General features: G+C 69.1%; 10 protein-coding genes. 7 read left to right on the top strand and 3 right to left on the bottom strand.

Features of this window, described 5'->3' with window-relative positions; genetic code table 11:
• Nucleotides 1-95 precede the first annotated feature (95 nt).
• Nucleotides 96-692 carry a recombination mediator RecR gene (recR, locus tag FNH21_RS12795; protein WP_191931948.1) on the top strand — a complete coding sequence of 199 codons (597 nt, stop codon included), beginning with the start codon at nucleotides 96-98 and terminating at the stop codon, nucleotides 690-692.
• A gap of 19 nt (nucleotides 693-711) precedes the next feature.
• Here recR and FNH21_RS12790 read toward each other — a convergent pair whose 3' ends face one another.
• Both FNH21_RS12790 and FNH21_RS12785 read right to left on the bottom strand, forming a co-directional pair.
• Nucleotides 712-1,845, bottom strand: a complete 1,134-nt coding sequence (locus FNH21_RS12790) for an ABC transporter permease (RefSeq protein WP_152816280.1) — start codon at nucleotides 1,843-1,845, stop codon at nucleotides 712-714.
• Nucleotides 1,842-2,774: an ABC transporter ATP-binding protein gene (locus tag FNH21_RS12785; protein WP_152816278.1), complete on the bottom strand. Its 933-nt coding sequence runs from the start codon at nucleotides 2,772-2,774 to the stop codon at nucleotides 1,842-1,844. Before FNH21_RS12785 ends, FNH21_RS12790 begins: the two co-directional genes overlap by 4 nt.
• Nucleotides 2,775-2,991: 217 nt before the next feature.
• Here FNH21_RS12785 and FNH21_RS12780 point away from each other — a divergent pair, with 217 nt between their 5' ends.
• Nucleotides 2,992-4,281: an aspartate kinase gene (locus tag FNH21_RS12780; RefSeq protein WP_152816276.1), complete on the top strand. Its 1,290-nt coding sequence runs from the start codon at nucleotides 2,992-2,994 to the stop codon at nucleotides 4,279-4,281.
• A gap of 335 nt (nucleotides 4,282-4,616) precedes the next feature.
• On the opposite strand, the gene FNH21_RS12775 is transcribed toward FNH21_RS12780, so the two are convergent.
• Nucleotides 4,617-7,790, bottom strand: a complete 3,174-nt coding sequence (locus FNH21_RS12775; protein WP_152816274.1) for a S8 family peptidase — start codon at nucleotides 7,788-7,790, stop codon at nucleotides 4,617-4,619.
• A 219-nt stretch (nucleotides 7,791-8,009) separates the two neighbouring features.
• Between FNH21_RS12775 and FNH21_RS12770 the strand changes: the two genes are divergently transcribed.
• From FNH21_RS12770 to purL, 5 genes are all read left to right on the top strand, one after another.
• Nucleotides 8,010-8,894 carry a 3-methyladenine DNA glycosylase gene (locus FNH21_RS12770; RefSeq protein ID WP_422108777.1) on the top strand — a complete coding sequence of 295 codons (885 nt, stop codon included), beginning with the start codon at nucleotides 8,010-8,012 and terminating at the stop codon, nucleotides 8,892-8,894.
• A gap of 132 nt (nucleotides 8,895-9,026) precedes the next feature.
• Complete coding sequence (locus tag FNH21_RS12765; protein WP_152816272.1) at nucleotides 9,027-9,641, top strand: SSI family serine proteinase inhibitor; 615 nt, start codon at nucleotides 9,027-9,029, stop codon at nucleotides 9,639-9,641.
• A gap of 214 nt (nucleotides 9,642-9,855) precedes the next feature.
• A complete protein-coding gene (gene purS, locus FNH21_RS12760; RefSeq protein ID WP_152816270.1) occupies nucleotides 9,856-10,116 on the top strand; it encodes a phosphoribosylformylglycinamidine synthase subunit PurS in 261 nt (86 codons plus the stop codon).
• Nucleotides 10,113-10,910, top strand: coding sequence for a phosphoribosylformylglycinamidine synthase subunit PurQ (gene purQ, locus FNH21_RS12755; protein WP_422108776.1), 798 nt, complete (start codon nucleotides 10,113-10,115; stop codon nucleotides 10,908-10,910). Before purS ends, purQ begins: the two co-directional genes overlap by 4 nt.
• Nucleotides 10,911-13,196, top strand: a complete 2,286-nt coding sequence (gene purL / locus FNH21_RS12750; protein WP_191931947.1) for a phosphoribosylformylglycinamidine synthase subunit PurL — start codon at nucleotides 10,911-10,913, stop codon at nucleotides 13,194-13,196.
• Nucleotides 13,197-13,245 lie beyond the last annotated feature (49 nt).

Genomic DNA, 13,245 nt, shown 5'->3' with positions numbered 1-13,245 from the left:
GGCGGCGCCGACGCCGGCCATTCCTCAGCTGGAGGCAGCCGCCGTCGACCGGCGTCCGCACGATCATCATCGAAGCAGTGCAGAGAGGGAACAGCGTGTACGAAGGAGCAGTGCAGGAGCTGATCGACGAGCTCGGACGCCTGCCCGGGGTGGGACCGAAATCTGCCCAACGCCTCGCGTTCCACATCCTCGAGGCGGACAGCGACGACATGAAGCGGCTCGTCACGGCCATCACGACCGTCAAGGAGCGGGTGAAGTTCTGCATCGTCTGCGGCAACGTGGCGGAGCAGGACAAGTGCGCCATCTGCCGCGACCCTCGCCGCGATCCGACCATGATCTGCGTGGTCGAGGAGTCCAAGGACGTCATCGCCGTCGAGCGGACCCGGTCCTTCCGGGGCAGGTACCACGTCCTCGGAGGTGCCATCAATCCGATCGCCGGTGTCGGTCCGGACCAGCTGCGTATCCGGGAACTGCTAGCGCGCCTCTCGGACGAGCAGATCCAGGAGATCATCATCGCCACGGACCCGAACCTCGAAGGTGAGGCGACGGCGACCTACCTGGTCCGCATGCTCAAGACCATCGGCATCCCGGTGACCAGGCTCGCCTCAGGCCTGCCGGTCGGCGGGGACCTCGAGTACGCGGACGAGGTCACCCTCGGCCGCGCCTTCGAGGGCCGCCGCGCCATGTCCTGACCCGGCCGGCACGTCTGTGTCAGGCGATGCGCGTCCCCTGCGTCAGCCGTCTGGCCGGCATGGTCAGTCTCCTCCGGCCGATCAGGAGGAGCCCGCCCGCCAGCAGGAGCTGGATACCCAGCCCGAGGGGCCAGATCGGCACCCCCTGCGGGAGTGGCTGCACGCCGCCCATCGACTCCTCGCACGTCACCTCGAGGTCCGGCCCCGCCTGGGCCGAGCGGACTCCCTGGCTGATGGTCTCCATGACGCCGGGTGTGTAGAACGGGCCGGTGGAGTACCCCATCGGCTGACCGCCGGTACTGCCGGGTTCGGGCAGGGTGTACGGGACGGCGTCGGCGACCACCACGAACGGATTCGCCGCGAGGATCCACGTGATGTACTGCGTGTCCGGCAGGTCGGTGGTGTACGTCTGGGCCACGCATTCCATCTCGGCGTCCGGAGCGGGAACTCCGAGGCTGTCGATGCTGCTCTCCGGATAGGTGTAGTACGAGGACCGCACCGTCCGCTCCTCCATCACCAGCAGGGTGCTCAACCCGAAGACGATCACCGTGCCGACGGCGAGCAGCGCCACCAGCATGTAGGTGCTCACGATGGAGAAGAGCGGACGGGTAGCGAGCGAGGAGACACCCACACCGATGGCGCAGGCCACCCCGAGTTCGACGGCGAGCATCACCAGCGAGACCAGGGCCTCCTGCAGGTTGACGCCCCCGAGGGCCAGTGCCCAGAAGATGAACGGGCAGCTGAGGACGAGGAACGCGAGGGACCCCACCCAGGACGCGAGCCACTTGCCGGCCAGGAGCTGTCCCGGGGTGATGAGGGTGACCTGCAGGATCGCGAGCGTACCGCCCGCGCGGTCCCCGTTGACGGCGTTCGCGGACAGACCGGGGGCCACGAGCAGGCCGAACAGCAGCACGAACCCGACGATCAGGTCGAACAGGATGCCGCCCTGGTTGTCCATGGTGCCGATCACCCCCGTTCCGAGGACGAAGATGAAGCCGATCACCACGAACCAGATGCCGAGCATCCAGTACCAGCCCTTGCCACGGAGCCGCTGCTTCATCTCGAGGACGAAGATGGTACGGACGGCGGACCGGAAGGGGAGGGCTGCCGTGCGAACGGGCTGTGGGCTGGATGGTTCAGTCACGGTGCTCATCGTCGATCCGTATCCAGGCTCATGTAGGTTTCCTCGAGTGCGCCGCCCGCGGGCGCGAAAGCGGTGACGACGACGTCGCTCATCACCAGGGTGCGCAGCAGCCAGGACGCTTCCGCGGTGCTGCCGAGTTGGACGAGGAACTCCTCGCGTCGCGAGTCACCGCGCGTCTCGAACCGCACGCCGTAACTGCTCAGTGCCTCGGCGAGGGCGGACATGGGCTCGGCCTGGACGTAGTAGCGGCGTGTCTGGCTGCCGGCTTCGTCGAGGGTCTGGCTCTTCACGGACTGTCCGCGACTCACGAACACCGCCCGGTCGGCGATCTCGTCGAGTTCCGAGAGGACGTGGCTCGAGACGACGATGGTCTTGCCGTCCGCGGCCAGGGAGCGCAGGAGCGACCGCAGTTCCACGCGGGACCCGGGGTCGAGGCCTGATGCCGGTTCGTCGAGCAGCAGCACGGCGGGGTCGTGGATGAGCGCCCGCGCGAGGCTGAGCCGTTGCTGCTGGCCACGGGACAGGACGCGGGCGGGCTGCCGGCCGAACTCGGTGAGGTTCACGGAGACCAGGAGTTCCTCCGCCCGCCGGGCAGAGTCAGCGGCGCTCATCCCGTAGAGCGCACCGAGCGTCTTCAGCACCTCGAGGGAGGTGAGCGAATCCCAGACGCCGAGGGTGTCCGGCATCCAGCCGACACGGCTCCGCACCTCGGCCGGGTGGCTGACGGGATCGAACCCCGCCACCCGGACCGTGCCGAGATCTGGAGCCAGGAGGCTCGCGAGGATCAGCATCAGTGTGGTCTTGCCGGAACCGTTGGGACCGATCAGTGCGGTCACCTCTCCGGGCGGAGCCTCGAAATCGATGTCGCGGATGGCCTGCACGGTGCCGAAACTCCGCGCAACCCCCTCGACAACTATTCCCCCATAGTCGTTGGTCATGGTAAGAGGGTATGCGACGGGACTCCGTCCGGACGGGAGCGAGCGCCTACTTATTCGGACCCAGACTTTGGGAGCGCAAATAGGGCGCCGCTACACTGGCACCGGCGCCGGGCCCACGCCCGCCGTCCACCGAGGCGCCGATGCTGCCGCCCCTTTCGCAACCATCCGTGCGGCCGGGTGCACAGCCGTCGTCCGCCCTTCATCAGTGAGCGAGTGCATGAGCCTCATAGTCCAGAAATTCGGCGGGTCCTCGGTCGCCGACGCCGAGGGCATCAAGCGGGTGGCCCGGCGCGTCGTCGACACGCAGTCCGCAGGCCACCAGGTGGTGGTCGTCGTCTCGGCGATGGGTGACAGCACCGACGAACTGCTGGACCTCGCCGGCCAGGTGAGTCCCGCGGCGTCGGACGCCCGCGAGATGGACATGCTCCTCAGTGCCGGCGAGCGCATCTCGATGGCTCTCCTCGCGATGGCCATCCACGGCATCGGAGCGTCCGCCCAGTCCTTCACCGGCAGCCAGGCCGGCATGATCACCGACGCCATCCACGGCAAGGCCCGCATCATCGACGTCTCACCGCACCGCATCCGGACGGCCATCGAGAAGGGTGACGTCGCGATCGTGGCCGGGTTCCAGGGCATGAGCCGGGACAGCAATGACATCACGACGCTCGGCCGCGGCGGGTCGGACACCACCGCCGTCGCACTCGCGGCAGCGCTCGACGCCGACGTCTGCGAGATCTACACCGACGTCGACGGCGTCTACACGGCGGATCCGCGCGTGGTCCCGTCGGCGCAGAAGATCGACACGATCTCCAGCGAGGAGATGCTGGAGATGGCCGCGTCCGGCGCGAAGATCCTGCACCTGCGCTGCGTCGAGTATGCACGGCGCTTCGGGGTACCCCTCCACGTCCGTTCATCGTTCAGCCACAACGAAGGCACCTGGGTGCTGCCCAGTCCCGACGACCAGATCAAGATTCAAGAGGGAGAACCCTTGGAACAGCCCATCATCTCCGGCGTTGCGCACGACCGCTCCGAGGCGAAGGTCACGGTGGTCGGAGTACCCGACATCCCCGGCAAGGCCGCGGAGATCTTCGGGATCGTCGCGGGCGCCAACACGAACATCGACATGATCGTGCAGAACGTCTCGACGCACGGCTCCGGCCGCACCGACATCTCCTTCACGCTGCCCATCGTCGACGGCGCGGAGGCGCTCGCCGCTCTGGGAGCGGCGCAGGACCGCGTGGGCTTCGAGACGGTCGAGTATGACGAGAAGATCGGCAAGCTCTCGCTGATCGGCGCGGGCATGCGCTCCAATCCGGGCGTCTCCTACCGTTTCTTCCGGGCACTGTCCGACGCCGGCGTGAACATCGACATGATCTCGACCTCGGAGATCCGCATCTCCGTCGTCACCGGTGCCGAACTGCTCGACACCGCGGTCCGGGCCGTCCACGCGGCCTTCGAGCTCGACGGCGACACCACCGCCACGGTCTACGCCGGCAGCGGGCGCTGACCTCCCGGGCCCTCCTGCCGCGCGATCGACCCGGCGCAGCCGTGGCCGCGTAGGCGACGGCTCCCGAGCGGGTGTCCGACGTCGCCCCTCCCACCGACCGCCGTCGACGAGCGGACGTCCGACGTCGCCCCTCCCCCCGACGCCCCTCGTAGGGCGGGCGTCCGACGTCGCCCCTCCCACCGACCGCCGTGGTCGGGTGGGCAGCAGCGAGCATTCCCATGCACGGGACCCGGTCAGTGGGAGGGACGCCCGCCCCGATCGGGCCGGGACGCGAAGAAGGCCGGCGGATCGGGATCCACCGGCCTTCTTCGTGTCATCGATCAGTCAGGCATGGCCTACTTGTTGCCCGTGGGGGTGATCGCCTCGCGGGGACCGGTCACGAGCTTGTCCGCAGGGCTGACGGTGGGGACCTCGGCCGCCGGTGCAGCCGCGACCGCGCCCGCTCCGCCGACCGCGACACTCACGTACGTGACAGCGGAGGATCCTGCGTAGCTGACGCGGCCCACGTAGGAGCCGGCGGTGAGGCCGGTCCAGTTGAGGGTCACGGCGCCCGTGGTGCCGTTCGCCAGGGCGAGCGGGTTCGGGGTCAGGGTCGCGTTGTTCTCGTTCGCGCCGAGGGCCACACCTTCGATGGTGCCGGACGTGGCCTTGTTGCCGACGCTCGAGTACAGGTTCGCGATGATGCGGTAGGTGCCGGGAGCCGGATCCTCGAGGACGAAGGTCTCGCTGGCGTCGGAGGTCGCGACCTGCTCGACCGTCCCTGCGGGCGTGATCAGGAACATGTCGAAGTCAGCCGTGGGATCGTCCGAGCGCACCGAGAACCTCGCGGCCGTCGCGCCGTCGGGAACGACGACGTCCTTGAAGGCGTTACTGGCGTTGTTCGCGTTGGCGGAGGCGCCGGGCACGAGCTCGATGTCCGCGGTCTCCGCCTTCGAGAGGCCCTCGAGCGTCATCTGGATCGGGGTGTTGGTCCCCGAGATCACGTCGTAGCTGCCGGACCCGTCAGCGCCTGCCGAGGTGAACGCGGCGTCATCGGGAGCGTTCAGGGCCTGGGGGCGGACCGCCACCGGGGAGGTGACCTTCTTGCCCTGGCCGGACCACGTGAGCGAACCGGCGGCGAACGACCCGAAGGGCGCGGTCTGGTTCTCGAAGGAGACCTTGAACGTCCGGGTCTCGCCTGCAGCGCTGAAGTTGAGGATCGACGGCGTGACCGTGACCTTCACTCCGGGCACGTTGGACGTGGCGCGGTAGATACCGGGCGTGACCGCCGTGACCGTGCGGGTCACTTCGGTACGGCCGGTGAGGTTACCGAGCGCGAAGGACGGCACGTTGGTGTCCTTGGCGGCGACGGGCTCGATGCCGTCGATACCGAGCGCGACGCCGGTTCCCTCGATGAAGCTGAGGTAGTCGTCCTCGTTCTGGTCGTAGACCAGGCCCGGGCTGAGGACGGTGGCCGGGTTGATGTGGCCGGCGCCCACGGCGAGGACGTCGGTCTCGACGCCGCCGGTGGCGGTCTTCAGCGGGTAGGCGGTGGTCATCATGGCCGACTTGACGGCTGCGGGCGACCACGTGGGGTTCTTGCCGAGCACGAGGGCTCCGAGACCCGCTACGTGGGGCGATGCCATCGAGGTACCGGACAGGAAACCGAACTGGGCGCCATTGGAACCGACGGTGGAGACGCCCGCGAGGACGGCGACACCGGGAGCCGTGATGTCCGGCTTCAGCAGGTCGGAATCGGTGGCGAGCAGCGGACCGCGCGAGGAGAATCCCGCGATCTGCGGGGTGGGAGGCAGGGGCTTGCCCGTGGTGTCCGTGGCCTTCAGCGCGACGGTGATGGCCGGGTTGGCAGCGACCTTCGCCTTGAGCTCGAGCGCCTCGGGGGCGTTCACGTGCACGGTGGGGACGGCGTGCTGGTCGGTGTCCGTGGAGGAATCGACCAGGTTCACGAGGATCATGCCCACGCCGCCGCCACGTGCAACCTCTGCACTCTTGGCGGTGCGGTCGACGACGCCGCGGTCGCAGACCACGATCTTGCCGGCGACCTTCGCGGGATCCAGGGTGTTCGGACCGCACAGGTTCGGGGTGACGGCACCGGCTGCTGCCGCGTTCACGGCCAGAACGACGGGGCTCGCGGCCACGCCGTTGCGCATGATGGACGCGCCACGGTACTTGGTGCCGTCGGAGAACTCGGCGGTGCCCTGCAGCTCGTAGTTGAACGTGCTGGCAGCGACCGTCGTCATCCACGGGGCACCGTGGTTGACGGTGCTGGCGGTGGGGCCGGAGTTGCCCGCCGAGGCGGCCACGAAGATCCCGGCCGAGGTGGCCGAGAGGAAGGCCAGGGACACGGGGTCCGTCGTCGTCGTCGTGCTGCCGGAGATCGAGTAGTTGAGGACGTCCACGCCGTCGAGGATCGCCTTGTTGATCGCATCGATGGCGGCCGAGGAGTAGCAACCGCCGGTGTCGGGGTCGTTGTCCTCCCAGCAGGTCTTGTACACGGAGATCTTGGCGGCGGGGGCGACGCCGGAGGAGACGCCGAAGTCGCGGCCGTCGACGCGCTGGGTCACACCGGCGTTACCTGCGGCGGTGCTCGCGGTGTGCGTCCCGTGGTTGTCGATGTCGACCGGGGAGATGACTTCCTGGGGTGCACGGTCAGCTTCCCCGACGCTGTCGAGGAAGGTGTCGGCGAAGTACTGGGCGGAGAGGACCTTCGAGTTGCAGAGGCTGCCGTCGAAGTCCTCGCCGACCTGGCACTCACCGATGAAGGTGCTGCCGTCGGTCTTGAGCATCGCGATCTCGCCTGCAGCGTTCAGGTAGGGCTCGCCCACCTTGGGCTTCGCATTGCCCTTGAGCGGCTTGACCGGGGATCCGGCGAAGAAGGGGTTGTCGGGGGCGTAGCCGGTGTCGATCACGCCGACCACCGTGCCCTTGCCGGCGTTCTTCTCTCCGCCGAACTGGGTCTTCCAGGACCCCTTGTTGCCGTTGAGGCCGAGGAAGTCGATGCTCGAGTAGTCGGGCGCGTTCTCGACGTCGGGCGCGACGAACAGGACGTCGTCGCTCTTGGCGAGCTCCACGGCCTGGTCGGTGCTGAGGTCTGCTGCGAAGCCGTTGATGGCAGCCGTGTAGGTGCGCTTGATCTCGACGTCGCCCTCTGCGGCGACCTCCTGCTGCTTGGTCTCGAGGAACTCCGAGTACTGCTGGACGTTGCCGGCGGTGGCGTCGAGCTTCGCACCGTCCTCGGGCTTGGTCGGTGCGATGCCCTCGACGCCGCCCTCATACGTTGCCACCGGCTTGTCGGCGAGTACGACGATGTACTTGCCGTCCGGGTACTGCGCGGGGTCGAGCTCCTTGGCGGGTGCCTTCTGGGGTGAGACCGTGGTGGCGGGCAGGGGCGCTGCGAAGGCAGCAGGCGCCACGGCCGTCGACGTCACCAATAGCGGCAGACCCAGAACGATAGCCGTGGCAGTGCGCAGGGTGCTGCGCCCCTGCACGGCTTTTCTCCGTTGTGTCATAGGAAGGTAGTGCCTCTCGTGAAAGTGCGGGCCGGCCACAGCCGTTCCCCCGGTGCCGCGGTCTCCTGGATAGGACCCCCGACCTGTGAGGATGCTCACAGACGCCACGGCGAGCACAAACTTACCCGAGGCAACACACCCTGACCACCGCATCGGGGTCGCGTCACACAGAATTTACACAGGGTATTTACCAATTCTGGTCGGAGTGATAATGGGTCGGTGCCCACCGACCTCCTGACCCACTGCTCCGAGGCGGACTGGCAGGACCAGGCGCAACGCCACCGCGAACGGGTGTCCCGCTTCTCCGACCCCTACCTCGAGCGCAGGTCGCGAGGGGCCAGGCACCCCGTGGAGGACTTCCTCTTCACCTACTACAACCAGAAGCCCGGCCGGCTGCTGCGGTGGCATCCGGGTGCGGGCGTGCTCCTCGACGGCCCGGCGGCCCGGGAGCGGGCGGGCTGGAAGTACTACGTCGCGGAGGGCGACGGCGTCCGCGTGGACGCCCGCCGGTTCGCTGAGGAGCGGCGCGAGGCGATCGACTTCGCCCGCCTCATCCTCGCCAGGACCGCCGCGCGCCCCGCACAGTTCGGCTGCTTCGGCCTCCACGAGTGGGCCATGGCGTACCGCTCCGCCGTCAACGGCATCCGCCACGAGTATCTCCAGCTCAGGCTCGGCGCGGCGGGCACGGACGACGTCGTCGAGGCCGCCCGCATCCGCTGCACGCACGTCGACGCCTTCCGCTTCTACACGCCGGAGGCCGTCCCGCTGAACGAACTCACGCCCACGCGTGAGACGCAGCGCGACCTGGAGCAACCCGGCTGCCTTCACGCCAACATGGACCTGTACAAGTGGGCGTACAAGCTCACGCCGCTGCTGCCCAGCGGGATCGTCATGGACTGCTTCGAGCTGTCCTGGCGCATCCGCACCATGGACATGCGCGCTTCCCCCTATGACCTCGCGGAGTGGGGCTACGAGCCCATCGAGATCGAGACGGCGCAGGGCAAGGCCGAGTACGTCCGGCTGCAGCGCGGTTTCGCCGACGAGTCGCAGACCCTCCGCGCCCGCCTCCTGGAGCACCTCGACCGCGCGCTCACGGACACCTGAACCGTCCGGGCACGACGGCGGGACGTGCCGCCGTCGTCCTTCGTCGTCCTTCGTCGTCCTTCGTCGTCCTTCGTCGTCCTTCGTCGTCCTTCCACCAGCGGTTACGCTGGTGAGCCAGCCGAGGGGGACGCCATGAACATGACCGGTCCGACGACCACACCGCACGGGCCGCGCCGAAGGATCCTGGCGCTCGTTCCGCCCCTCGTCGCGTTGTCCCTCGCCCTGACGGCATGCAGCCAGGGCGGTCCGGCCGCAGAACCGACCCAGCAGGAGACCACCGTGCAGTCAGCCACTCCCCCACCCTCGCCGTCGTCCGGAGCGCCGGAGCCGACGCCCGCGCCGTCCGCCCCCGCCACGGGTCCGACGACGGCGCCCACGCGTCCGGCGACGGGCCCCGCGGTCTCGCGCACCAACGCCAGGCTCACCATCTCCTTCAAGCAGGACGCAACGGCAGAACCCGTGCAGTACGTGCTCGAGTGCGTCGACGGCACCCCTGGGCCGGCGTCGACCCTGCCCAACGCGGAGGCAGCCTGCGCGCGCCTGAGAGAAGTCGGCGCGCAGTTCTTCACCGCCCGCCCGAACAAGGACGTCATCTGCACCCAGCAGTACGGCGGCCCGCAGACCGCGAGCATCACCGGCGACATCGACGGGACCTCCGTCGTGGCGGCGTTCGCGCTGACGGACGGCTGCGAGATCTCGCGCTGGGACCGGGTGAAGGACATCCTGGGCACGCCCGGCGCGCAGTAGCGGCGTAGCGTCATCGCGCGCCGGTGCCCGCACCGGCGGCCCCGGGCGCCCTCCGGTTCCCGGTAGACTTGTCGAGCAAGCTCGCGGAGCGCCGGTGTCATCCCGGACAGTCCTCAGGACGGTCCCTCGGATACGGCGTGAGACGGCACTTCCGGGCTCCTGCATTCAATGCTGGAACCCCCAGCACTTGCCGCTCACGCACAGGAGTTGCCGGATGCCCCGGATCGTTGTCGACGTCATGCCCAAGCCCGAGATCCTCGACCCGCAGGGGAAGGCGATCGCGGGAGCCCTTCCCCGGATCGGCCTCACCGGTTTCGCCGGCGTCCGCCAGGGCAAGCGCTTCGAACTGACCGTCGACGGCGAGGTGACCGGGGAGATCCTCGAGCAGGCGCGCCACGCCGCGACGACGCTGCTGTCCAATCCGGTCATCGAGGATGTCACGCGCGTGGAGGTCATCGAGGAGGACGGCCAGTGACCGCCGCAGGCCTCGAGACGCCCCTCATCGGCGGGCCGCAGCCCGTCGCCTCGAACAACGACGACAGCCCGCTGAACGGCGTGACCGTCGGCGTGGTCACCTTCCCGGGCTCGCTCGACGACCGCGACGCCGTCCGGGCCGTCCGCCTCGCCGGCGGCAGCGCCATCCACCTCTGGCACGGCGACCACGACCTCCGGAACGTCGACGCCGTCATCATCCCCGGTGGCTTCTCCTACGGCGACTACCTCCGCGCCGGCGCGATCTCCCGCTTCGCCCCGCTGATGGAGCAGATCACCTCGGCTGCCTCCGGCGGCGCCGACGCCCTGCCCGTGCTCGGCATCTGCAACGGCTTCCAGGTCCTCACCGAGGCGCACCTGCTGCCCGGTTCCATGATCAAGAACAACCACCTCCACTTCATCTGCCGCGACCAGCGACTGCGCGTCGAGAACGCCGGCACCTTCTGGACCTCCGACTACGGGCAGGACGAGGAGATCGTCATCCCGCTGAAGAACCAGGACGGGCAGTTCGTGGCCGACAACCGCACGCTCGACGAGCTCGAGGGCGAGGGCCGCGTGGTGTTCCGGTACGTCGACGGCAATCCGAACGGCTCACGCCGCGACATCGCCGGCATCTCCAACGCTGCCGGCAACGTCGTCGGGCTCATGCCGCACCCCGAGCACGCCGTCGAGGCAGGGTTCGGCCCTGACTCCTCGGCACGCGGCGAGGTCGGCGTCCGCGGAGGCACCGACGGGCTCGGCATCTTCACCTCGGTACTCAAGAAACTGGTGGGCTAAGTGACTGCAGAGACGACCCGTACGTTCAACATCGACACCGTCGCGAACGCCGAGGCCACGCCCGGCCATGCGCTCCCGTGGGCCGAGCTCGGCCTGAAGGACAACGAGTACCAGCGGGTCGAGGAGATCCTCGGCCGCCGTCCCACCGGCGCCGAACTCGCCATGTACTCCGTGATGTGGAGCGAGCACTGCTCCTACAAGTCCTCCAAGGTGCACCTGCGGCAGTTCGGGGAGAAGGTCACCGACGCCATGAAGGAGCACCTCCTCGTGGGCATCGGCGAGAACGCGGGCGTGGTGGACATCGGTGACGGCTGGGCCGTGACGTTCAAGGTGGAGAGCCACAACCACCCCTCCTTCGTGGAGCCCTACCAGGGAGCGGCCACCGGCGTCGGCGGGATCGTCCGCGACATCATCTCGATGGGCGCCCGACCGGTCGCCGTCATGGACCCGCTGCGCTTCGGCGCGATCGACCACCCCGACACCGCGCGCCTCGTCCACGGGATCGTCGCGGGCATCGGCGGCTACGGCAACTCGCTCGGCCTGCCGAACATCGGCGGCGAAGTGGTCTTCGACTCCGTCTACCAGGGCAATCCGCTGGTCAACGCCCTCGCGGTCGGCGTCCTGCGGCACGAGGACATCCGCCTCGCCAACGCCTCCGGCGCCGGCAACAGGGTGGTCCTCTTCGGTGCCCGCACCGGCGGCGACGGCATCGGCGGCGCCTCCGTGCTCGCGTCCGAGTCCTTCGACTCCTCGAAGCCGTCCAAGCGCCCGGCCGTGCAGGTGGGCGATCCCTTCGCCGAGAAGGTGCTGATCGAGTGCTGCCTCGAGCTGTTCAAGGCCTCCGTGGTCGAGGGCATCCAGGACCTCGGAGCCGCCGGGATCTCCTGCGCGACGTCCGAGCTCGCCTCCAACGGCGACGGCGGCATGCACGTCGAGCTCACCAACGTGCTGCTGCGCGACCCCTCCCTGACTCCCGGCGAGATCCTCATGTCGGAGTCGCAGGAGCGCATGATGGCCGTCGTCACGCCCGGGAACGTCGCGGACTTCGAGGCCATCATGGACAAGTGGGCCGTCGAGTACTCCTGGCTCGGCGAGGTCACCGACACGGGCCGCCTCGTCATCGAGTGGGACGGCGAGAAGATCGTCGACGTCGATCCCCGCACCGTGGCCCACGAGGGCCCCGTCTACGAGCGGCCCTACCACCGCCCCGAGTGGCTCGACCGCGTCCAGGCGGACGGCTTCGCCGCCGACCGGCCCACGGACCTCCGCGCGGCCGTCCTCGAACTCATGGCGTCACCGAACATGTGCTCGAAGGACTGGGTGACCGACCAGTACGACCGCTACGTGCAGGGCAACACGGCCCTCGCGATGCCCGACGACGCGGGCGTGGTCCGGGTCGACGAGGAGACCGGCCTGGGCGTGGCGATCTCCACGGACGCGAACGGACGCTACTCCTACCTCAACCCCTACGAGGGCGCGCGCCTGGCCCTCGCGGAGGCGTACCGGAACGTGGCGACGTCGGGTGCCGAGCCCCTCGCCGTCACCGACTGCCTGAACTTCGGTTCCCCCGAGGACCCCGAGGTCATGTGGCAGTTCGCCGAGACGGTCCGCGGCCTCGCCGATGCCTGCCAGGAACTCGGCGTCCCGGTGACCGGCGGGAACGTCTCGCTGTACAACCAGACCGGCGGCATCGCCATCCACCCCACACCGGTGGTCGGCGTGCTCGGCGTGTTCGACGACGTCGCCCGCCGCACGCCGTCCGGCTGGCGTGAGGACGGCCAGGCCGTGTACCTGCTGGGGACGACGGCGGACGAGCTCGACGGCTCCGAGTGGGCGAACCTGCGCGGTCACCTGGGCGGACAGCCGCCGGCCCTGGACCTCGCGGCGGAGAAGACTCTCGCGGCGATCCTCGTCAACTGCTCGCGCGACGGCATGATCGACGGCGCCCACGACCTCTCCGAGGGCGGGCTCGCGGCAGGACTGAGCGAGATGGCGCTGCGCTTCGGCGTCGGCGCGCGGATAGGCCTCGACGAACTGTGCGAGCGCGACGGGATCGACGCGTTCACGGCTCTGTTCAGCGAGAGCCAGGCACGCGCGGTCGTCGCGGTCCCCCGCTCGGAGGAGGTCCGCTTCAACGACATGTGCACGGCGCGGAACTTCCCGACCATCCGCATCGGCGTGGTGGACACGGAGAACCGGGCGCTCGACGTGCAGGGCTACTTCAACCTGCCGATCGACCAGCTCCGCGAGGCGCACGAGGGGACACTGCCGAAGCACTTCGGCTAGGGCCCGGCCGGCGGGGTCTCCCGCCGGCCACCCCGGAGGTGGCGGAACG

Origin of the sequence: Arthrobacter bussei, from assembly GCF_009377195.2 — a bacterium.
Classification (GTDB): domain Bacteria; phylum Actinomycetota; class Actinomycetes; order Actinomycetales; family Micrococcaceae; genus Arthrobacter_D; species Arthrobacter_D bussei.
Note: the sequence above shows the minus strand (reverse complement) of the source record. Positions and strands in the feature narration are given on the sequence as shown.